The sequence below is a fragment of the Rhodococcus sp. NPDC003318 genome, assembly GCF_042879035.1.
Lineage (GTDB): Bacteria > Actinomycetota > Actinomycetes > Mycobacteriales > Mycobacteriaceae > Rhodococcus_G.
The window spans coordinates 143483-165146 of record NZ_JBIAOU010000001.1; the positions used below are offsets into that span (position 1 = coordinate 143483).

19 protein-coding genes and 1 pseudogene (1 of these 20 only partly in view) are annotated in these 21664 nt (G+C 71.1%); 10 read left to right on the forward strand and 10 right to left on the reverse strand.

Annotation, left to right across the window (positions count from 1 at the left end; all coding sequences use genetic code 11):
* On the reverse strand, positions 1-1869 hold the beginning of the coding sequence (locus ACFYVR_RS00615) for a non-ribosomal peptide synthase/polyketide synthase (protein WP_387468663.1). The gene continues 24888 nt to the left of window position 1, outside the view; only the first 1869 of its 26757 coding nucleotides appear in the window; it begins with the start codon at positions 1867-1869; its stop codon lies beyond the left edge, outside the window.
* Between the two features lie 170 nt (positions 1870-2039).
* Positions 2040-2372 carry a hypothetical protein gene (locus ACFYVR_RS00620; RefSeq protein WP_387468664.1) on the reverse strand — a complete coding sequence of 111 codons (333 nt, stop codon included), beginning with the start codon at positions 2370-2372 and terminating at the stop codon, positions 2040-2042.
* Between the two features lie 138 nt (positions 2373-2510).
* Between ACFYVR_RS00620 and ACFYVR_RS00625 the strand changes: the two genes are divergently transcribed.
* Entirely contained in the window at positions 2511-2849 is a 339-nt protein-coding gene (locus tag ACFYVR_RS00625; protein WP_050064362.1) for an RNA polymerase-binding protein RbpA, read from the forward strand.
* Between the two features lie 59 nt (positions 2850-2908).
* Here ACFYVR_RS00625 and ACFYVR_RS00630 read toward each other — a convergent pair whose 3' ends face one another.
* The 5 genes from ACFYVR_RS00630 to ACFYVR_RS00650 form a co-directional block, all read right to left on the reverse strand.
* Positions 2909-3685: a polyprenol monophosphomannose synthase gene (locus ACFYVR_RS00630; RefSeq protein WP_387468665.1), complete on the reverse strand. Its 777-nt coding sequence runs from the start codon at positions 3683-3685 to the stop codon at positions 2909-2911.
* A complete protein-coding gene (lnt, locus tag ACFYVR_RS00635) occupies positions 3682-5304 on the reverse strand; it encodes an apolipoprotein N-acyltransferase (RefSeq protein WP_387468666.1) in 1623 nt (540 codons plus the stop codon). The genes ACFYVR_RS00630 and lnt overlap by 4 nt, the downstream gene beginning before the upstream one ends.
* Positions 5294-6871 (reverse strand): amidohydrolase, encoded by a 1578-nt coding sequence (locus ACFYVR_RS00640; protein ID WP_387468667.1) that lies wholly within the window; start codon positions 6869-6871, stop codon positions 5294-5296. The genes lnt and ACFYVR_RS00640 overlap by 11 nt, the downstream gene beginning before the upstream one ends.
* A 6-nt stretch (positions 6872-6877) precedes the next feature.
* Positions 6878-7447, reverse strand: coding sequence for an FxsA family protein (locus ACFYVR_RS00645; protein ID WP_387468668.1), 570 nt, complete (start codon positions 7445-7447; stop codon positions 6878-6880).
* 89 nt (positions 7448-7536) lie between these two features.
* On the reverse strand, positions 7537-8733 hold the full coding sequence (locus ACFYVR_RS00650) for a GNAT family N-acetyltransferase (RefSeq protein WP_387468669.1): 1197 nt from the start codon (positions 8731-8733) through the stop codon (positions 7537-7539).
* A gap of 65 nt (positions 8734-8798) precedes the next feature.
* On the opposite strand from ACFYVR_RS00650, the gene ACFYVR_RS00655 reads away from it, so the two are divergent.
* The 5 genes and pseudogenes from ACFYVR_RS00655 to ACFYVR_RS00675 form a co-directional block, all read left to right on the forward strand.
* On the forward strand, positions 8799-9539 hold the full coding sequence (locus ACFYVR_RS00655) for a TSUP family transporter (RefSeq protein ID WP_387468670.1): 741 nt from the start codon (positions 8799-8801) through the stop codon (positions 9537-9539).
* A gap of 9 nt (positions 9540-9548) precedes the next feature.
* On the forward strand, positions 9549-11063 hold the full coding sequence (locus ACFYVR_RS00660) for a TldD/PmbA family protein (protein ID WP_387468671.1): 1515 nt from the start codon (positions 9549-9551) through the stop codon (positions 11061-11063).
* On the forward strand, positions 11060-12424 hold the full coding sequence (locus ACFYVR_RS00665) for a metallopeptidase TldD-related protein (protein ID WP_387468672.1): 1365 nt from the start codon (positions 11060-11062) through the stop codon (positions 12422-12424). The genes ACFYVR_RS00660 and ACFYVR_RS00665 overlap by 4 nt, the downstream gene beginning before the upstream one ends.
* Positions 12421-12810 (forward strand): YchJ family protein, encoded by a 390-nt coding sequence (locus ACFYVR_RS00670; protein WP_387468673.1) that lies wholly within the window; start codon positions 12421-12423, stop codon positions 12808-12810. Before ACFYVR_RS00665 ends, ACFYVR_RS00670 begins: the two co-directional genes overlap by 4 nt.
* Positions 12811-12890: 80 nt before the next feature.
* Positions 12891-13052: pseudogene (locus tag ACFYVR_RS00675) on the forward strand (alpha/beta hydrolase); the annotation flags it as partial.
* Positions 13053-13181: 129 nt separating this feature from the next.
* Here the strand turns inward: ACFYVR_RS00675 and ACFYVR_RS00680 are convergent.
* The gene (locus ACFYVR_RS00680; protein WP_387468674.1) at positions 13182-13796 is read right to left on the reverse strand and encodes a dihydrofolate reductase family protein; all 615 of its coding nucleotides are present in this window, start codon (positions 13794-13796) and stop codon (positions 13182-13184) included.
* A 98-nt stretch (positions 13797-13894) separates the two neighbouring features.
* Here ACFYVR_RS00680 and ACFYVR_RS00685 point away from each other — a divergent pair, with 98 nt between their 5' ends.
* From ACFYVR_RS00685 to ACFYVR_RS00695, 3 genes are all read left to right on the forward strand, one after another.
* The gene (locus ACFYVR_RS00685; protein WP_387468675.1) at positions 13895-15325 is read left to right on the forward strand and encodes a lipase maturation factor family protein; all 1431 of its coding nucleotides are present in this window, start codon (positions 13895-13897) and stop codon (positions 15323-15325) included.
* 18 nt (positions 15326-15343) lie between these two features.
* The gene (locus ACFYVR_RS00690) at positions 15344-15724 is read left to right on the forward strand and encodes an RNA-binding S4 domain-containing protein (protein WP_387468676.1); all 381 of its coding nucleotides are present in this window, start codon (positions 15344-15346) and stop codon (positions 15722-15724) included.
* A gap of 120 nt (positions 15725-15844) precedes the next feature.
* Positions 15845-16117 carry a hypothetical protein gene (locus ACFYVR_RS00695; protein ID WP_387468677.1) on the forward strand — a complete coding sequence of 91 codons (273 nt, stop codon included), beginning with the start codon at positions 15845-15847 and terminating at the stop codon, positions 16115-16117.
* Here the strand turns inward: ACFYVR_RS00695 and ACFYVR_RS00700 are convergent.
* Positions 16104-16484, reverse strand: coding sequence for a PPOX class F420-dependent oxidoreductase (locus ACFYVR_RS00700; protein ID WP_387468678.1), 381 nt, complete (start codon positions 16482-16484; stop codon positions 16104-16106). The genes ACFYVR_RS00695 and ACFYVR_RS00700 overlap by 14 nt on opposite strands.
* A gap of 139 nt (positions 16485-16623) precedes the next feature.
* Here ACFYVR_RS00700 and ACFYVR_RS00705 point away from each other — a divergent pair, with 139 nt between their 5' ends.
* Positions 16624-18030: an MFS transporter gene (locus ACFYVR_RS00705; protein ID WP_387470248.1), complete on the forward strand. Its 1407-nt coding sequence runs from the start codon at positions 16624-16626 to the stop codon at positions 18028-18030.
* On the opposite strand, the gene cobN is transcribed toward ACFYVR_RS00705, so the two are convergent.
* Positions 18027-21644, reverse strand: coding sequence for a cobaltochelatase subunit CobN (gene cobN / locus ACFYVR_RS00710; protein WP_387468679.1), 3618 nt, complete (start codon positions 21642-21644; stop codon positions 18027-18029). The genes ACFYVR_RS00705 and cobN overlap by 4 nt on opposite strands.
* Positions 21645-21664 lie beyond the last annotated feature (20 nt).

A 21664-nucleotide genomic window follows, 5' to 3' on the forward strand; every position in this document is an offset into this window, starting at 1 on the left:
GACGGTCGGCAGGTCGAGGGTCTGCGCGATCCGGCGGAACGGGGTCCGCGAATGAGCGGCGGCGGCGCGCTCGCGGTCGTCGACACGACGGAGGTGGTCGGCGAAGGTGACGACCGGGTCGATCGTGGTGCGCAGGGGCACCAGGCGGCGGTCCGGGGTGCCGTCGGGGGGCTTGTCCGCCGCGTACGACACCGCCGCGGCGACCTCCACGTCGCCGGAACCGAGCAACCGGCCGACCAGCAGGGTGAGCGCGCCGTGCAGCACGGTCGCGGCGTCCACCCCGAACCGGGTGGCGAGGGCGGCGACGCCCGCCGGCAGTTCCGGCGCCACCACGAATTCTGTTGTGGTGTATCCGGGTTGACGAAGACGAGGATGGGCGCCGGGCAGCGCCGGAGCGGCGGGCACGCCCGACAACTCGGCCCGCCAGAACTCGAGGTCGTCGGCCTCCCGGCGCCGTTCGTCGCCGATCTCGGCGGACGCCCGATGGATCGCGCGGACCGGGGTGTCGGGGTCGGCGGCGAGAAGCTCCTCGGTGAGCGCGACGAACGACTGGTGGTGGTCGCGCAGTTCCTCGGGTCCGTACCGGTTCGGGTTGCCGCGGAAGTCGACGAGGATCTGTGTGGGCGCCCCGCTCTGGTAGATGTTCACCAGCAGGTCCTGGACCGGGCCGGAGGTGACGATGCGGTACTCACCCACCACGGACCCGAGGGTGATCTCCTGACGGAACAGCATCACGTTGACCATCGGGCCCTGCAGACCGTCGCGTGCCCCGGTCAGGCCGGCGTCCCGCCGGATGTCCTCGACGCTGCACCTCTGGTGCCGCAGCGCCCCCATCAGTTCCAGCTGTACGCGTTGGACGAGTTCGCCGATCGTGTCGTCCTCGCCGACGGTGATCCGCAGGGGCGCGACGTTGACGAGCATGCCTCCTGACCGCTGCAGCGGTGCCGTGGTGCGGGCGGACACCGGCAGGTTCACCAGCACGTTGCGGCGGCCCGTCATCCGGGAGAGGTAGCAGGCGAAGCCGGCGATCAGGACGGCGGCCGGCGTTCCGCCGAGCACCTCGTCGGACGACTCGATCCGGTGGTGTGCGGTCGCCGTCAGGGCTGCGCTCTCGAGACGGCTGCGGGCGGCGGCGGGCCCCTCGCGGGTGGCGAGGGTCGATCCGGACTCGATGCCCCTGATGTGCTGCGCCCAGTACTCGCGGTCGGCGGCGAACCGGCTCGACGCCCGGTACTTGACGTCGAGCTCGTACAGGTCGCGCAGGTCCAGCGCGCGGCTCGGCTCCGGCTCGACGCCCTTGGCCGCCGCGGTGTAGAGCGCCGCGATCCGGTTCACCATGGTCATGCCGCTGTAACCGTCGAGCGCGACGTGGTGAATCCTGGTGTACCACAGGTAATCGCGATCGCCGACCTGGAGAATCGTCATGTCGACGAGTCGGTCCCGGGTCAACCGGATCGGCGTCACGTAGTCGGTGTCGATCCAGGCGTGCGCGGCCGCCATCGGGTCACGCTCGGCGCGCAGGTCGATGACCCCGATGCTCGTGTCGATGGACGGATCGACGATCTGCCGTGGCTCGCCGTCGATCTCGACGAGGGTCAGGAACGGGGACTGGTACTCACCCGCCGCGGTGAGGGCGGCCTCGCGCAGCAGTGGGATGTCGATCTCGCCGTGCAACTCGACGTACTGTGCGATGAAGGTGGGGACGGTCGGGCTGAGTTGCTGCGCGAACCACATCGTGCGCTGCACAGCCGACAACGGGAACGGGACAGATGAACCGCTCGGTGTGTCTCCGCTCGGTTTGCTGCCGCCTCCCGGCCGTGTCGTCGTGCCACCTTCGTGTTTCGGATCAACAGAGGAAGAATCCTTCATTGTAATCCTCACGGATGAGATCGGTTCGATGCGGCTCGGCAAGTCGTCACTCGATCTTCAGCGTAATGGCGTCCCCACCCACTGGAGGCCGTTTTGCCGCGTCTGTGCCCTTGTCGGTCAAACGATCGACATCGTTACTCGGTTCACCCGACGGGGGGGTTGCCGGCCGATCACCGCAGGCGTTCGGCGTCGCGCGCCAGCTGCACCAGCGTCGCGCACAGCTCGGCCAGCTCCTCCGGTGACGCCCCCTCCGCCGCGGCCGTGGCGACGTCCTCGGCCGCGCACCGCACCTCGAACATCCGATCCATCGCCGCGGCCGCCTCCGCCGCGGTCAGTACGGTCGAGTCGGGCGCGATGGACGTCCCCTTGACCGACGCCCGCTGCTCGTAGGCACGCTGCCGACACGACTGCCTGCAGTAGCGACGACGGCGGCCGACCCCCACGGCGGGTACCTCGCGGCCACACCACACGCACGATTCCGGTCTGCGTGTCGTTCCAGCCACGGGATCCACCTTACTGGTGCGGCCGGACCCCACCGACCCGGTAGCATCGTTCGGTAACTCTGCGCTGCGCACGGGAACCATTCGAGGTGCCGTGACGTTGAGACGGGTGAGAACGGGCTTGAAGGAGAGGACACCACCATGGCAGATCGCGTACTTCGAGGGAGCCGCCTCGGAGCGGTGAGCTACGAGACGGACCGGGATCACGACCTTGCTCCCCGCCGGATCGCGCGGTACCGCTGCGACAACGGCGAGGAATTCGACGTGCCGTTCGCCGACGAGGCCGAGATCCCGGGTACCTGGCTGTGCAAGAACGGGCTCGAAGGCACCCTCCTCGAGGGCGCGGCCCCCGAGGTCAAGAAGGTCAAGCCGCCGCGCACCCACTGGGACATGCTGCTCGAGCGCCGCTCCGTCGAAGAGCTCGAGGAACTCCTCAAGGAGCGCCTGGACCTCCTCAAGACCAAGCGACGCGGAGCGTAGACAACCGAGAAGAGCCCCGGAGACAGTTCTCCGGGGCTCTTCTCGTATCCGCCTGCTTACTACTTGCCGAACACACCCTCGAGCCGCTCCCAGCGGGCGCGCATGCCCCAGCCGAGGACCTTGGTGAACGCCTCGGTGATGATGTTGCCGGACATCTTCGACTCGCCGAATTCGCGTTCGGTGAAGGTGATCGGCACCTCGACCATCGTGAACCCGGCCTGCAGTGCCCGCCACCCCATGTCGATCTGGAAGCAGTAGCCCGCCGACTCGATGGCACCGAGGTCGAGGGTCTCGAGCACCACGCGGCGGTAGGCGCGGTAGCCGCCGGTGATGTCCTTGATCTTCACGCCGAGCGCGAGCTGGGAGTAGATGTTGCCGCCGCGGGAGAGGATCTCGCGGCGTCGCGGCCAGTTGACGACGCTGCCACCGGGCACGTAGCGGGACCCGGCGACGACGTCGGCACCGGCGTCGATCCTGTCGAGGAGCCGGTGCAGCTGTTCAGGGGCGTGGCTGCCGTCGGCGTCCATCTCGACGACGACCCGGTAGTCGCGTTCGAGCGCCCACCGGAATCCGGCGATGTACGCGGCGCCGAGTCCGTTCTTCTCGGTGCGGTGCATGACGTGGATGCGGCCGTGGGCGTCGTCGGCGGCAAGTTTGTCGGCGATGTCGCCGGTGCCGTCCGGACTGCCGTCGTCGGCGACCAGGACGTGCGTGGTGGGCAGTGCCGCGTGCAGGCGGCCGATGATCAGGGCGATGTTCTCCCGCTCGTTGTACGTCGGAATGATCACCAGCGTGTGGTCGCTCGGCTTGTCCCCTGTCGGCGTGCCCGCGCTCATTCGATCCTCTCCCCCAGCCGAGGCTGGTTCTTCCCGTGAACATCCGCACCGCCAGTCGGGGGCGGGACCGGCCGGCGGCGGCGGGCTGCGGTGCGCAGTCCTGCGGCGGCGACGGCCAGGGCGGCGACGATGCACAGAGCGAACTCCGGAATCGCGCCGAGCCGAGTAGCCAGCGTAGTGGAGGTCCGCAGCGGAACCTGCTTCACCAAGGTCGTGGGGGTGAAAAGTGACGAAGATTCCGCCACCGTCCCGTCCGGTGCCACGATGGCGCTGACCCCGGACGTCGCCGCGACGACGACGGCGCGGCCGTGTTCGACCGCCCGCAGCCGGGACATCGCGAGCTGCTGGTAGGTCATCTCGGTGTCGCCGAACGTGGCGTTGTTGGTGGGCACCGCGATGAGCTGGGCACCGGCGCGGACGGCGTCGGTCAGTGCGCGGTCGAACGCGACCTCGTAGCAGGTGGCGACGCCGACCGGGATTCCCGCGGCGTGGACGACGCCGTCGCCGGTGCCGGGGACGAAGTTGCCGGCCCGGTCGGCGTACTGCGAGAAGTGCCGGAAGAAGTCGCGGTACGGCAGGTATTCGCCGAACGGCTGGATGATCTTCTTGTCGTGCTGTTCGCCGGGCCCCTCGGCGGGGTCCCAGACGATGACCGAGTTGGTGGTGGTGCCGTCGCCGTGCACGAGGACGGTACCGACCAGGATCGGGGCGCCGACGGCGCGCGCGGCGGCCGTGATCGACGCCGCCGCGTCCGCGTTGCGGTACGGGTCGATGTCGGAGGCGTTCTCCGGCCAGATCACGATGTCGGGCTGCGGGACCCGGCCGGCGTCGACGTCGGCGGCGAGGTCGAGGGTTTCGCGGACGTGGTTGTCGAGGACGGCGCGGCGCTGGGCGTTGAAGTCGAGTCCGAGCCGCGGTACGCCGCCCTGGACCGCGGCGACGGTGATGCTGCCGGCATCGGCGGAGTCCATGTCGGGCAGGGTCGGGGTGAGTGCGACCGCCAGCACGGGCATCGCGACGGTCAGTGCGGCGACGCCCGCCCAGTCCCGCGGGCGCCGGCGGCCCCCCGTGGCCAGGGCGGCCAGCCCGGCCCCGGTGAGCGCGACCGCGAAGCTGAGCAGCGGCGCCCCGCCGACGCTCGCGACCGGCAGCAACGCACCGTCGGACTGGCCGAAGGCCAGTCGACCCCACGGGAACCCGCCGAACGGCACCGACGAGCGCAACCACTCGGCCAGCGACCACGTGCACGCGATCCACAGCGGGGCCAACGGCAACCGCGACACCGCGACCGCGAGTGTGCCGAACAGCCCGATGAACAGCGCCTCGACCGCCGACAACGCCAGCCACGGCACCGGACCGACGTACTCGCCGACCCACGGCAGCAGCGGCAGCAGGAACCCGAGACCGGCGAGGTACCCGTACCCGAACCCGGCGCGCAGCCGGAGGGTGCGCCGACCCCAGCCGGTGAGGACGGCGACCAGCAGGCCGACACCGATCGGCGCGAGGAACCACAGCGGCCGGGGCGGGAAACTCGCGACCAGCAGCAGTCCGGCCGCCAGCGCCGCCGACGCGTCCCGCAGCACCGGCAGCGCCCGCCGGCGCAGGCGCTCAGCGCTCATAGACGGTGACGCCGCGGTGAACGGTCCGCAGGCACACCGGGTTCGGTGCGTCGTCGTCGAGGCGGGGCATCGCGGGCACCCGCGAGCGCGGGTCGGTGGACCAGCGCTGCACGGTGTCCTTGGCGGCGGTGACGACGAGCTCACCGGCGTCCCACACGGCGTACGAGGCGGGGGCCCCGGGCACCAGGGTGCCGGCGAGACCGTCCCGGACTCCCCCCGCCCGCCAGGCACCGCGGGTGGCGGCGGCGTAGGCGGCCCGCGGCGAGATCCCGCTGCCGTCGGTGCGGTGGTGGGCGGCGGCGCGCAGCGAGTCCCACGGGCTGAGCGGGGTCACGGGCGCGTCGGATCCGATGGCGAGGGAGACACCGGCCGACGCCATCGCCGCGAACGGGTTCATCGCCGCGGCCCGCTCGGCACCGAGTGCCTGCGCGTACATGCCGTCGACGCCGCCCCACTGGGCGTCGAACCCGGGTTGGACGCTGGCCACGACGCCCCAGGCGGCCAGTTGCGAGGCCTGGTCGGGGCCGATCATCTCGACATGCTCGAGGCGGTGCCCGCAGGACGCCACGGCCGGCCCTCCGAGTTCGGCGACCACCCGGCCGAATCCCTCGACGGCGGCCGCGACCGCACCGTCGCCGATGGCGTGGAATCCGGCCTGGACACCGGCGAGCGTGCAGGCCCGCAGGTGCGCGGTGACGGCGTCCACGTCGAGGTAGCTCGTACCGGAGTGCGGACGGTCGGCGTACGGCTCGGTCAGCCACGCGGTGCGGGACCCGATCGCCCCGTCGATGAACAGGTCGCCGCCGAGGGCGTGCGCGCCGGTCGCGGCGAGCAGCGCCGTCGCCTCCTCGGCGTCGCTCACGGCCTGACCCCAGTAGGCGCGCACCTGCACCCCGTGCCCGGTGGTGAGCAGTTCGGTGAGGTCGACGCGCCCGGCGATGTCCGGTCCGGAACATTCGTGGACCGCGACGATGCCGTGCGCGGCGGCCCGGTCGAGCGCCGCGGTGCGGGCGCGGGCCCGCTGCTCGGTGGTGAGCAGGTCGCGGGCGGCGGCGCGCACCCGATGGTGCTCGTCGGCGGTCACCGCATCCTGGCCGGGCACCCCGGCGGTCGCGCGCAGCCGCGACGAGCAGGCAGCCGAGTGCGCATCGATCCGCGCCAGGTACACGGCCCGGCCGGGCGCCGCGTCGTCGAGTTCGGCGGTGCTCGGTCCGCGGTCGGAGTCGGGCCAGCCGGTCTCGTCCCAGCCCTGCCCCCAGATCACCGCGTCGTCGCGGGTGGCGGCGTACGCGCGGACCAGGTCGAGGCATTCGCGCAACGACCGCGCGCCCGCGACGTCGAGGCCGGTCAGGGTGAGACCGAGCGCGGTCGTGTGGACGTGGGTGTCGACGAATCCGGGTCCGACGAACGCGCCGTCCAGGTCGACGATCTCCGCATCGGGGTGCAGGGCGCGTCCGGGGCGGTCCTCACCGACCCAGACGACGGTCCCGTCGGTGACGGCCATCGAGGTCGCGTCCGGTGCGGCCGGACTGTAGATGCGGCCACCGACCAACAGTTGGGTACTCACGAGGGTTCAGTGTGCCCCGCCGCCTCCCGAACGGGGTGCACCGGGATCGGGAAGCACGACCTCGCCCTCGATCGCGAGTGGTGCCGCCCGCCGCGCCGCGGCGGAGTCGTCGACGGTCACGTCGTCGAGCCACGTTTCCTCCACCACGACCCCGTCGACGACGGTGCCGCCGCGGGTGCGCGAGTACACCCCGGCGCCCGCGGCGCCGGTCGCCGTGACGACCGCGAGCCGTCGGCCACCGAGCAGTACGGCCAGCGGGCGCAGCACCCGCCGGGTCAGCGGCATCAGCATCAGCAGTCCGAGGGCGCTGGTCACCAGGCCGGGCACGATCAGCAGTGCGGTGCCGGCGGCGACGAGGGCTCCGTCCGCGACGGCGCCGCCGACAGCCGCGGAGTTCCGGCCGGCGTCCCGGAACTGCGCGAACACGCGACGGAACTGCGACCGGACCAGCCACAGGCCGACCGCCCACGTGGCGAGGAACAGCAGGATCGTCCAGCCGACACCGATGGCGCTGCCGATCCAGACCACCGCCGCGACCTCGACGACGAGGTACAGCACGAAGAGGGCGGGGATCATGACGGTCCTTTCGCTGGGAGGTACTTGTCTCCTTCAACGTCCGAGACGCCCGATTTTCTCCCGGATGCCGTCGACACCACTGTCGCCCGTCAGAACCAGAACCCGGCAAACGGGGCCCGCGGCCACCCGAACAGGTCGTCCGCGTCCGCGAGGGCGGCCGGGTCGACGACGCGGGCCCGGCCGGAGTCGGCGAGCTGGTGCCAGCGCACGCCGCCGAGCAGGACCGATCCCAGCGCGGCAGCGCCCACCGCGAGCTGCGCGTCGTCGACGGTGGCCGTCGCCCCGTCCGGCGTGATCCGGTACCGGCCGCTGTTCTCGGGCAACAGGTCGTCGACGACCTCCACCACGACGGCGGCACTGCCGCGGTACCGGCGTCCGGCGAGGACTCCGGTCACGTCGAGCGGCCGCAGCCAGGTCTCGTCGCTCACCGACAGTTGCCTGGCTGCGCGCCGGTCGGTGAGCAGCCACGGCAGCGCGGTGTCGACGGGCAGCGCGGTGAACACGAGCCGGTCCACCAGATCGAGGGTGAGCAGGAACCGAAGCAGCGCCGCGAAGGTCGCGGGCGTGTCGGCGACGAGGTCCTCGACGACGACGGTGCGTTGACCGGAGGTGAACCAGGCGCCGGTGTCGACCGGGCGGTACCGGGCGTATCCGGTTTCCGTGCCCGGCTCGCCGCACAGCGCGAGATAACCGGGGTGCTCGCTCCCGTTGCGCCGGCGGAACGCCCACCATTGCGGTGACCGGTCGATCGTGCCGGGCCGCTGCCCCAACGTTTCGGTGTGGATGCGAGCGCACAGGTCGGGGTCGGGTGCGACGAGGCGAACCGGACGGTCGGCGTCGCCGCGCAGGTGCGCACGCCGGGTGATCACTTCCCAGCTCGTCGAGTGACTCGCCACCCCGTACCCGAAACGTTCGTAGATGGTCGCTTCGGACGCCCGCAGTGTGGCGACGACGTCACCGCGGTCGCGGGCGTCGCGCAGCTGCGCGGTCACCAGGGCACGCAGGATGCCGCGCCGGGTGTGCGTGGGCAGCACCCCGATGTGGGTGACCGCCGCATGCGGCACCCTCGCGCCGCCGGGCAGGGTCAGTACACCGCCGGTGGAGTCGGCGGTCCCGACCATCGCACCGTCGTGGAATGCTCCCAGCGTGCGCCCCGGCTCGAGGAGTTCGGTGATCTCCCCCGGCCCGAGGTCGCCGAGGTGTGGCAACCCGACCATCGCGGTGCGGAAGATGTCGTTGGCGCGCAGCAGGTCTGCCTCGTCGTGCAGGATCCGGACATCGGTCATGGCCGGAATGCTACGAGCCGGTGTGGTTGAGTCGGCGGGTGGTGTGGACCGACTGGGGTGTGCTGATGACCGCGGCGTTGGCCGCCGGCTGGGTCGACGCCGTGGTCGGCGGCGGCGGGCTGATCCTGCTGCCCGCGATCCTGCTCACGATGCCGCAGCTGTCGCCGCAGATGGCCCTGGCCACGAACAAGCTGACCGCCGTCACCGGCACCACCGCGGCGGTGGTCACGTTCGCGCGCAGGGTCCGCCTCGAGTGGCGGCTGATGGCGCCGGCGGCGGTGCTCGCCGCGCTGTGCGCGGCGGCCGGCGCGGCCACGGTCTCGCTGATCGACAAGGACCTGTTCGTCCCGATCATCATGGGGCTGCTCGTCGCGGTCGCGGTGTTCGTCACCCTCCGCCCGACGGTCGGCACCACGCTGGCGCATCATCGCCCGACGCGACTGCGCGTGATCACCACGGTGCTCGTCGCGGCGGGGGCACTCGGCTTCTACGACGGACTGTTCGGCCCGGGCACCGGCACGTTCCTGATCATCACGTTCGCGGTGATGCTGGGCACCGAGTTCGTCCGCAGCGCCGCGATGGCGAAGGTGATCAACCTCGGGTCGAACATCGGCGCCCTGACGTTCTTCGCCGTGACCGGCAGCGTGTGGTGGTCGCTCGGCCTGGCGATGGCGGTCTGCAACGTGATCGGCGCCGTCGTCGGAGCGCGGATGGCGTTGGCGAAGGGCGCCGAGTTCATCCGCATCGTGCTGCTGGTGGTGGTCGTGGTCATGGTGATCCGGCTCGGATGGCAGCAATTCGGCTAGGTTGACCGGGTGGGTACACATGCCGTCGATCCGGATTTCCTGGCGCTGCCACTGACGTCGCTCGCCGATGCCGCGTTGTCGGCGGCACGAGCGGCCGGGGCGGGTCACGCCGACGTGCGGGTGCACCGCCTGCTGACCCAGTCGATCCGGCTGCGGGACGGTGCCGTGCAGTCCGTCGTCGACGGCGACGAACTGGGGCTGGCGGTGCGGGTGATCGTCGACGGCACCTGGGGTTTCGCCTCGCACGCGGAGTTGACGCCGGAGACCGCCGCCCGGACCGCGGCACGTGCGGTCGAGGTGGCGCGGGCGCTGCGCGCACTCAACCGCGACCCCGTCGACCTGGCCGAGGAGCCGCGGTATCCGAGCGCGGTGTGGGTGTCGGAGTACGACACCGATCCCTTCGCCGTACCCACCACCGACAAGGTGGAGCTGCTCGGCGAGTACTCGGGCCGGCTGGCGGCCGCGGACGGTGTCGACCACGTCACCGCCGGTGTCCTGCAGGTCAAGGAGCAGACGTTCTACGCCGACCTCGCCGGATCCCGGATCACCCAGCAGCGGGTCCGCCTGCATCCCGAGCTCGAGGCGACCGCGGTCGACGCGGCGGCGGGCAACTTCGAGACGATGCGCACCCTCGCGCCCCCGGTCGGGCGCGGCTGGGAGTACCTCACCGGAACCGGATGGGACTGGGACACCGAACTGACCCGGATACCCGAGTGGCTGGCGGAGAAGGCGAAGGCCCTGTCGGTGACCGCGGGAGCGACGGACCTCGTCATCGACCCGACGAACCTGTGGCTGACGATCCACGAATCCATCGGCCACGCCACCGAATACGATCGCGCGATCGGCTACGAGTCCGCGTACGCGGGCACCTCGTTCGCCACGCCCGACAAGCTCGGCGCTCTGCGCTACGGCACCCCGATCATGCACGTCACCGCCGACCGCACACAGGTACACGGTCTGGCCAGCGTCGGTTACGACGACGACGGGGTGGCCGCGCAGAGTTGGGACCTGGTGCAGGGCGGCGTCCTCGTCGGCTACCAGCTGGACCGGGTGTTCGCGCCGCGGCTCGGCCTGACCCGGTCCAACGGCTGCTCGTACGCCGACTCGCCGCACCACGTGCCGATTCAGCGGATGGCGAACGTGTCGCTGCAACCCGATCCGGTCGACGACGCCTCTACCGAGGACCTGATCTCCCGTGTCAACGACGGCATCTACGTGGTCGGCGACAAGAGCTGGTCGATCGACATGCAGCGCTACAACTTCCAGTTCACCGGGCAGCGGTTCTACCGGATCCGCGGCGGCAAGCTGGACGGGCAGGTGCGCGACGTCGCGTACCAGGCGACCACGACCGACTTCTGGGGTTCGATGGAGGCGGTGGGCGGACCGTCGACGTGGCGGCTCGGCGGCGCGTTCAACTGCGGCAAGGCGCAGCCCGGTCAGGTCGCCGCGGTCAGCCACGGCTGCCCGTCCGCCCTGTTCCGCGGCGTCAACGTTCTCAACACCCGAGAGGAGTCCAGCCGGTGATTCCCGCACAGGACGTGGTCGAGAAGGCACTGTCGCTGGTCACGGTCGACGACGCGATGGTGATCGTCACCGACGCGGCGGAGACGTCCCTGCGGTGGGCGGGCAATTCGATGACCACCAACGGTGATTCCCGGTCCCGCAGCTGGACGGTCGTCGCGGTCGTGCGCGACGGCGACGGCGCCCGGGTCGGCTCGGTGACGTCGTCGAGTGTCGATCCCGACGCGATCACCGGTGTGGTGCGCGCCGCCGAGGACGCGGCCCGCGGCGCCCGCCCCGCCGAGGACGCGATGGACCTGATCACACCGTCCGGCGCCGCCGACCCCGGGTGGTCCGACGGCCCGGCGGAGACCGGGGTCGAGGTGTTCGGCCGACTCGCCGGCGCCCTCTCGGACGGCTTCGACGGCACCGACCGGCTGTACGGGTTCGCGCACCACCAGATGCACACCACCTGGCTGGGCACCACGACCGGGGTGCGGCGCCGGTTCACCCAGCCGACCGGGTCGGTGGAGATCAACGGCAAACGCGGCGACGCGAGCGCCTGGGTCGGCGCCGGCACCCTCGACTTCACCGACGTGGACGTCCCGGACCTGGTGGCGCAGCTGAGCACGCGCCTGGGCTGGGCGGACCGGACGGTGCAACTGCCCGCGGGGCGTTACGAGACACTGCTGCCGCCGTCCGCGGTCGCGGACCTGATGATCTACCTGATGTGGACGATGGAGGGCCGCGGCGCACAGGAGGGGCACACCGCGCTCGCGCGTGCCGGCGGTACCCGGGTCGGTGAGCGGCTCACCGACATCCCGCTCACCCTGTTCTCCGATCCCCGTGCCCCGGGACTCGAGTACGCGCCGTTCGTCTCGACCGCCGCGTCGAGCGAGTCGGTGTCGGTGTTCGACAACGGCATGGACACCGGGCGGGTCGACTGGGTCCGCGACGGTGTCATCACCGCACTCGCCTATCCCCGGCACGCCGCACGCGAATTCGACGTGCCGGTCGCCGTACCCGGCGACAACCTGCTCCTCACCGGTGGCAGCGACACCACCCTCGACGCGATGGTCGCGAACACCGAACGCGGACTGCTGCTGACCACCCTCTGGTACATCCGGGAGGTCGATCCGGCGACGCTGCTGCTGACCGGACTGACCCGCGACGGCGTGTACCTCGTCGAGAACGGTCGGGTCACCGGCGCCGTCAACAACTTCCGGTTCAACGAGAGTCCTCTCGACCTGCTGCGTCGCGTCACCGAAGTCGGGGCCACGCAGCCGACGCTGCCGCGGGAGTGGAAGGACTGGTTCACGCGCACGGCGATGCCACCGGTCCGGATCCCCGACTTCCACATGTCGTCGGTGAGTGCAGCGCAATGACTCTCGCCGACGACGCCCGCTGCCCCTGCCCGAGCGGGGACACCTACGGCAACTGCTGCGGCAGATTCCACTCCGGCGCCGCCGAGGCCCCGACCGCGGAAGCACTGATGCGGTCACGCTATTCGGCGTTCGCGGTCGGTGACGCCGACTACCTGCTGCGCACCTGGCATCGACGTTCCCGCCCGACGTCCCTGGAGCTGGATCCCGAGCAGCAGTGGGTGGGACTCGACATCCTGTCCCGCTCCGGCGGCAGCCCCCTCGAATCCGCCGGCACCGTCGAGTTCGTGGCGCACTATCGGATCGGCCGCCACCGCGACTCCCTCCACGAACACAGCCGCTTCGTCCGCGAACACGGCCGCTGGCTGTACGTGGACGCACTGGGCTGAACGGGTCCGGGCGTGGGGAAAATTGGTTGGACGGTGTTCGATTCGGGTTGGTCGCGTCTGCGCGACCGTGACGGTACACGAGCATGTCCGTCGCCGAGCGCGCCGATCCGGAACGGCAGGCGAGCCTGGACACGCTGCAGGCGCTGCCCGAGATCGGCGCCGCAGCACCGATCGGCTGCGGCGGCGTGATGCTGGGCGTCGCGACCGGGCTGATGTTGACGGCGGTCGAATCCCGGATCGCCGGCGATGGCGATCACGCATACCACCCTAGAACGGTGCGGGTTCGTTCCGACGCTCCCGCCGAGCGTGTCCGTGGCGCTCGGAGCGTTGGTACCCGTCGTCGACGGTGACGGGCACCAACGGTTCCCAGGTCATGGTGCAGCCGGGTACCGCGGCCTTCCTGCCGGCCGGTAGACCTGGATCGTCACGCCGTTCGAGTCGGCCCGGGAGTCGACCAGGTCGAGCGCGATGTCCGGTCCGGTCTCGGGGAACAGTCTCGTGCCCTGGCCGAGAATCACGGGGACGACGAGCAGGATCATCTCGTCGACCAGGTCGTTGTCGAGGAGCCATCGGGTCAGGGTGCCGCTGCCGTGCACCTGCAGTTCCCCCGCAGAGGTGTCTTTCAGCTCTCGCACGGTCGCCGCGAGGTCACCCCGGAGGGCGGTCGTGCCGTGCCACCGTGGTGCGGTGAGCGTGGTCGAGGCGACGTACTTGGGCGTTCGGTTCAGCGTCACACCGATGGGGTGGCTGCGCATGTCGTCGACAGTTCCCCAGGACGCGGCGAAGAGCTCGTAGGTCCGCCGGCCGAACAGGAACCCGTCGGCGCGTCGGTAGGTCTGGGTGATGAACGACCTGGTCTCCTCGTCGCCCGCCCCCATGGCCCATCCGCCGCGTTCGAATCCGTTCCTGCGGTCCTCGTCGGTCGCACCGCCGTTTCCCTGCACCACCCCGTCGACGGTGATCTGCGTGATGGTGGTCAGTTTCACGGCCGCGTTCCCTTCACCGGTGTGGTCCAGCGCTTCGCGTCGTCGAAGGAAGAGTAGCGTCCGAATCGGATGTCCAGGGCGGGTGTCCGCACACGGTGATGGACTGGTTCGGCGTCGGCTACGTCGGCCGGTGGCTCTTCACGGAGGGGCTCGCGGCCGTGTATCTGGTCGCCTTCGTGGCGGCGGCCCGCCAGTTTCGGGCGCTGCTGGGCAGCGACGGGATGTTGCCGATTCCCCGCTATCTGGCGGGTGGGTCGTTCCGTCGGTCGCCGAGCATCTTCCACTGGCACTACTCGGATCGGTTCTTCGCCGCGGTCGCGTGGACGGGCGCCGGGTTGGCGGCGGTCACGGTCGCCGGGGTGACGGCCCGGTTGCCGTTGCCGCTGTGCATGCTGGTGTGGCTGCTGTTGTGGGTGCTGTACCTGTCGATCGTCAACGTCGGTCAGCTCTGGTACGGCTTCGGGTGGGAATCGCTGCTGTTGGAGACCGGCTTCCTCGCGATCTTCGTCGGTAACGCCGACGTCGCGCCTCCACTGGTGATGATGGTGCTGCTCAGGTGGCTGCTGTTCCGGCTCGAGTTCGGCGCCGGGCTGATCAAGATCCGGGGCGATCCGTGCTGGCGGCGGCTGACGTGCCTGTACTTCCACCACGAGACGCAGCCGATGCCGGGCCCGCTGAGCTGGTACTTCCATCACCTGCCGAAGCCACTGCACCGCATCGAGGCGGCGGGGAACCACGCCACGCAGCTGGCGGTGCCGTTCCTGCTGTTCGCGCCGCAGCCGGTGGCCGCGGGCGCGGCGATCGTGATGATCGTGACGCAACTGTGGCTGGTCGCGAGCGGCAACTTCTCGTGGCTGAACTGGCTCGCGATCGTCCTGGCCTGTTCGGTGCTGCCCGATTCGCTGTTCGAGCCCGTTCTGCCGTTCGGGATCCCCGAAACCTCGCCGGCGCCGGTGTGGTTCACGGCCCTGACGCTGGCGGTGGGAGCGGGTGTCGTCGTCCTCAGTTACTGGCCGGTGCGCAACATGCTCGGGCACCACCAGTTGATGAACGCGTCGTTCAACCCGTGGCACCTGGTCAACACGTACGGCGCGTTCGGGACGGTCACCCGGGTCCGGACCGAGATCGTGGTCGAGGGCACCCGGGACGCGGTGCCGACCGCGGCGACGCAGTGGCACGAGTACGAGTTCAGGGGCAAGCCGGGCGACCCGACACGGCGCCCACGTCAGTACGCCCCGTATCACCTCCGTCTGGACTGGTTGATGTGGTTCGCGGCGCTCTCCCCCGGCTACGCGGACCGGTGGTTCGGCGAGTTCGTCCGCAGACTGCTCGAGAACGACCGGGACACTCTGAAACTGCTGCGTCACAATCCGTTTCCCGACGACCCTCCCGCGTGGGTGCGCGCGAGGTTGTACGAGTACCGGTACACCGACCGCGCCACGCGCCGGGCTACCGGACGGTGGTGGGATCGGGACCTGCTCAGTGTGTGCATGCGTCCGGTCAACCTGGCCCGATTCGGGTCGATGTGACGTCGGTAGGGTGGGTGCGTGTCTGAGATCTCGGGTGTGCGACTCGACAGTTGGGTGTGGTCGGTGCGCCTGTTCAAGACCCGCTCCGCCGCCGCCGCGGCCTGCCGTTCCGGGCACGTTCGCGTCAACGGGGTCTCGGCGAAGCCGGCGCACCTGCTGCGCGTCGACGACGAGGTGCGCATGCGGGTCGACGGCCGGGAGCGGATCGTCGTGGTCGCCCGACTGATCCGCAAACGCGTCGGAGCGCCCGAGGCGGCACTGTGCCTGATCGACAAGTCGCCGCCGCCCCCGCCCCGAGAGGTTCTGCTCGCGGTCCCGCAACGCGACCGCGGTGCGGGGCGACCGACGAAGCGTGAACGGCGGGAACTGGATCGGCTGCGCGGATTCAACGAGGACTGACCCGCCCCCGGTTGGACGGATGTCCACGAATTCCGGGTCGCGGCCGGCCGCAGCGTGGCAAGCTACCTGCCGCCGACGGCGTCCGCTTCTGCACGGGGCTCGGGCTGTGAGGGTGAATTCATGGACGGTGGGTACTGGCAGGCGGGTGCGACACGGCTGCGCCGGGCGGTGGGCTTCGCTGCGGCGGTGGGCGTCACGACCGCGACCGCGTTGGCGGCGGGCACCGGGGTTGCGTCGTCGGCCGACTTCTCGGTGGGCTGCGCGCAGTCGGGTCCGTTCGTCACCTGCGGCTACCTGGGCACCCCGGCCTGGACGACCTGGTCGACGGCGGCAGCACCGCACGACTGTTCGCCTCCTGACCCGGACGGGCCGGCGCGGTCTACGGAGCGGTGATCGCCACACCCACCGTGCCGGTCCGCCCGCGGCGCAACAGACTGCCCTTCATCGTGAGCCAGCCGAGGATGCCGTAGCGCTTGACGATGGCATCCCGGGCGTGGTCGCTGCCGGGAAGGTCGAGGATCTCGGCGACCGCGTCGATGGCCTCCCCCTTCGGGTTGCCGCGCGCATCGCAGGCCGCGATCGTCACGCGCGGGTTCCGGCGGATCCGCTTGACCTTCCAGGAGTCGGTGACCGTCCACATCAGCAGCCGGTCACCGTCGGCGGCGGCCCACAGGGGCGTCGGTACCGGTGTCCCGTCCTTGCGGAAAGTCGTCAGCAACACGTACTTGGCGGCGGCGATCTCACCGAGAGTGGAGGTCATGACACGCAGCCTACGTGTGGTCTCGATCACCGGGAGCGCGGCTGCGGACCGGCCGGCCGCGTCGTAGCTTCGGGCGATCCGAGTTCCGGCGGCAGACAGGCATGCAGTGACAGCGACACCCGACATCGGCGCGCAGGACATGCGCATCGGCTCGACCCGATCCGGGCGGTACACCCGTCGACGACCCGTCTGGGTGATCGTCGCGGTCCTCGTGGCCGTCGAGGTCATCAGTGCGTTCGAGACGTCGATGGTCTACGCCGCGATCCCCACGTTCATCGCCGAGTTCCACAGCGACGCGGCCACGGTCGGGTGGGCCGTCACCGCCTTCCTGTTGGTGGCGGCCGCCTCGGCGGCGGTGTGCGGGCGGCTCGGCGACATGTACGGACGCGAGCGCGTCCTGATCGTGCTGCTCGTCGCGGCCGCGACCGGGTCGCTCATCAGCGCCGTCGGCGACAGCATCGGCAGCATCGTCGCCGGTCGCGCCGTCCAGGGCGTCGCGGGCGCCATCCTGCCGCTGTGCATCGGGCTCGCCCGGGAACACCTGCCCGCCGCGAAGGTGCCCGTCGCGGTGGCGGTCATCTCCGGTTCCGCGGTGGCCGCCGGCTCGGCGTCGCTGCTGGTGGCCGGCGTGATGCTCGACCACGCGAGCTGGCACCTGATCTTCGTCGTCGCGGCGGCCTACGCGGTCGGCGCCGTCGCGTTGGTGGCGTTCGTCCTGCCGTGGCGCCCGCCGACGGGCACGACGGAGAAGGTGGACTACCTGGGTGCGGTCGCCTTCGTACCCGCGATCGCGGCGGTGCTGCTCGGCGTCAACAAGTCCACGGCGTGGGGCTGGTCCGACCCGGCCACCCTCGGCCTCGTGCTCGGTGGCCTGGCGGCGCTGGCGCTGTGGGTGCTGTGGGAGCTGCGGGCGACGTCCCCGATCGTGAACGTCCGGCAGTTCCGGGACCGCAAGTTCTCCCTGACCATGCTGGCGACGCTGGCGATCTCGGTCGGTCCCGTCGGCGTGACGACAATGATCGTCCCGATCGTCCTGCAGTCCCCGACCAGCGCTCCGGTCGGTCTGGGACTGACCCCCACCAACGCCGGCTGGCTCTCGTTCGTCGGCTCGATGTTCGGTTTCGTCTGCACCCCGCTCAGCGGTCGCATCGCCGCCACCGTCGGCGCCCGCACGTCGATGCTGATCGGCAGCGCACTGTTCCTCGCAGGCAACGCGCTGTTGCTCGTCGTCCACGACTCCGTCGCCGGGATGATGGTCATGGTGGTCACCGTGTCCGTCGCGACGGCGTTCGCCTACACTGCGCTGCCGAATCTGCTCGTCGAGGCGGTCCCGGAGCGCGCCACCAGCGAGGCCGCGGGCACCAACGCCGTGATCCGCACCGGCGGCAGCGGCATCGGTGTCTCGATCGCGACGATGCTGCTGTCGAGCACGGCCCTGGCCGGGGGCCTGAACACCCTCGGCGGGCTGAACGCGATCGTCGTGATGCTCAGCGTGACCTCGCTGGCGGCGATCGGGTTCACCCTGCTGATCCCGCGCCGGCGCTAACGGTCCTCGAGGTCGCCCTCCGTCTCGAGGTACACCTGCCGCAGGCCGTCGAGGACGTCCGGGGACGGCTCCCCCCACATGTCCCGCTCGGCGGCCTCGAGCAGTCGCTCCGCGATCCCGTGCAGCGCCCACGGATTCGACTTCGTCATGAACTCGCGGTTCTGCTCGTCGAGCACGTACGTCTGCGCGAGCTTCTCGTACATCCAGTCCGCGACGACGTTGGTGGTGGCGTCGTAGCCGAACAGGTAGTCCACCGTCGCGGCCATTTCGAACGCGCCCTTGTAGCCGTGCCTGCGCATCGCCTCGAGCCACCGCGGGTTCACCACCCGGGCCCGGAACACCCGCGACGTCTCCTCCGACAGGGTGCGGGTGCGCACGGCGTCGGGGCGGGTGCTGTCCCCGATGTAGGCCTCGGGGTCCTTGCCGGTCAGCGCGCGCACGGTCGCGACCATGCCGCCGTGGTACTGGAAGTAGTCGTCGGAGTCGGCGATGTCGTGCTCGCGGGTGTCGGTGTTCTTGGCGGCCACCGCGATTCGCTTGTAGGCACTGCGCATGTCGTCGGCGGCCGGCGCCCCGTCGAGTCCGCGGCCGTACGCGTAGCCGCCCCACGTGGTGTACACCTGCGCGAGGTCGGCGTCACCGCGCCACGACTTCGAGTCGATCAGCTGGAGCAGGCCGGCGCCGTACGTGCCGGGCTTGGACCCGAAGATGCGGGTGGTGGCCCGACGTTCGTCGCCGTGGTCGGCGAGGTCGGCCTGCGCGTGGGCGCGGACGAAGTTGCGGTCGGCCGGCTCGTCGAGCGCCGCGACCATCCGGACGGCGTCGTCGAGCAGGGCGAGGACGTGCGGGAACGCGTCGCGGAAGAACCCGGAGATGCGGACCGTGACGTCGACGCGGGGGCGGCCGAGTTCGGCGAGGTCGATCACCTCGAGCGTCGTGACGCGCCGCGACGCCTCGTCCCACACCGGTCGGACACCGAGCAGCGCAAGCACTTCGGCGATGTCGTCGCCCGAGGTGCGCATCGCTGACGTGCCCCACACGCTCAGCCCCACCGACGTCGGGTACTCGCCGTGGTCGGCGAGGTAGCGGGCGAGCAGCGACTCCGCCATCGCCTGCCCGGTCTCCCACGCCAGCCGCGACGGGACGGCCTTCGGGTCGACGGAGTAGAAGTTGCGGCCGGTGGGCAGCACGTTGACCAGGCCGCGCAGCGGCGACCCGCTCGGTCCGGGTTCGACGAACCGGCCGTCCAGGGCGCGCAGCACCTGCTCGATCTCGCGTCCCGTGCCGCGCAGCCGCGGGACCACCTCGGCGGCGGCGAACTCGAGCACCCGGATCACGTCCGATCCGTGGGCGGCCCCGATCTCCGCGGCGGCGGCGGGATCCCAGTCGGCCTTCTGCAGCGCGGCCACCAGGCCGTGTGCGGTCTGCTCGATCTCGTCGACGCGGCCGCGGTTCTCGTCGCCCGCCTCGCTGAGCCCCAAGGCTTCCCGAAGGCCGGGCACGGTGCGCTCGCCGCCCCACATCTGCTTGGCGCGCAGCACCGCGAGCACCAGCTCGACCTCGGCGTCCCCGTCCGGGGCCTGCCCGAGGACGTGCAGTCCGTCGCGGATCTGGACGTCCTTGATCTCGCACAGCCAGCCGTCGACGTGCAGCAGCATGTCGTCGAACACGTCCTCCTCCGGGCGTTCGGCGAGCCCGAGGTCGTGGTCCATCTTGGCCGCGCGCATCAGCGTCCAGATCTGCTGGCGGATCGCGGGCAGCTTCGACGGATCGAGCGCGGAGATGTTCGAGTGCTCGTCGAGCAGCTGCTCGAGCCGGGAGATGTCGCCGTACGACTCGGCCCGCGCCATCGGCGGAATCAGGTGGTCGACGAGGGTGGCGTGGGCGCGGCGCTTGGCCTGGGTGCCCTCGCCGGGGTCGTTGACGAGGAACGGGTAGACCAGGGGCAGCTCCCCGAGCGCGGCGTCGGTGCCGCACGAGGCGGACATGCCGAGGGTCTTGCCGGGCAGCCACTCGAGGTTGCCGTGCTTGCCGAGGTGCACGATCGCGTCGGCACCGAACCCGCCCTGCTCGGTCGCGGCGGCGATCCACCGGTAGGCGGCGAGGTAGTGGTGGCTCGGCGGCAGGTCGGGGTCGTGGTAGATCGCGACCGGGTTCTCCCCGAAGCCGCGGGGCGGTTGGACCATCAGCACGACGTTCCCGACCCGCAGGGCGGCGATGACGATCTCGCCCGCCGGGTCGGCGCTGCGGTCGACGTACAGCTCGCCCGGGGCGGCGCCCCAGTGCTCCTCGACGGCCTCCCGGAAGTCGGCGGGCAGCGTGGCGAACCACTCCCGATAACGTGCCGCGGAGATGCGAATCGGGTTGCCCTCCAACTGTTCCGCGGTCAGCCAGTCCGGGTCCTGACCGCCGGCCGCGATCAGCGCGTGGATCAGCGCGTCACCGTCCCCGGACGCCAGCCCGGGCAGCGCGTCCTCGCCGTCCGCCGGGCCGAGGTCGTAACCGGCGTCCCGCATCGCGGTCAGCAGCGCGATCGCGCTCGCCGGGGTGTCGAGTCCGACGGCGTTGCCGATCCGCGCGTGCTTCGTCGGGTACGCCGACAGCATCAGCGCGATCCGCTTGTCGGGGTTGGCGACGTGACGCAGTCGCGCGTGCCGCACCGCGATCCCGGCGACCCGGGCCGCCCGTTCGGTGTCGGGCACGTAGCTGGTCAGTCCGTCTGCGTCGATCTCCTTGAACGAGAACGGCACCGTGATGATGCGGCCGTCGAACTCCGGCACCGCGACCTGGGTGGCGACGTCCATCGGCGAGAGCCCGTCGTCGTTGGCCTCCCACGCCTCCCGGCTGCTGGTCAGGCACAGGCCCTGCAGGATCGGCACGTCCAGGGCGGCGAGGGCGGTGACGTCCCACGACTCGTCGTCCTCGCCGGCGGACGCGCTCGCCGGCTTCGTGCCGCCGGCCGCGAGGACCGTGACGACCATCGCGTCCACGGTGCCGAGCACGTCGAGCAGTTCGGGTTCCGCGGTGCGCAGAGACGCGCAGAAAATCGGCAGCGGCCGGGCGCCCCGATCCTCGACGGCCCGGCACAGCGCCTCGACGTACGCGGTGTTCCCGGCCAGGTGCTGCGCGCGGTAGTAGAGCACCGCCACCACCGGTGAGTCCTTCCGGTCCGTCTGCGGGCCGGAAGGACTCACGGGGGCGAATCCCCAGGTGGGGGTGTGCACCGGCGGTTCGAACCCGACACCGGTGAGCAGCACCGTGTCGGACAGGAAGCCGTACAGGTTCGTCAGGTTGTCCGCGCCGCCCTCGGCCAGATAGTTGTGGGCCTGCGCCGCGACGTTGCCCGGCACCGTGGACAACTCCATCAGCTCGGCGTCGGGTGCGAGTTCACCACCGAGGACGACGGTGGGTGTGCCCGCTGCCAGCACCGCGTCCAGGCCGTCCTCCCACGCACGACGTCCGCCGAGGATCCGGACGATCACCAGGTCGACGCCGTCGAGGAGGGCCGGCAGGTCGTCGACGAGCAGGCGCGCGGGGTTCGCCCACCGGTAGTCGGCGCCGCTGGCGCGGGCGCTGAGCAGGTCGGTGTCGGACGTCGACAGCAGCAGGATCACGATGCCTCCTCGGGGTTTCG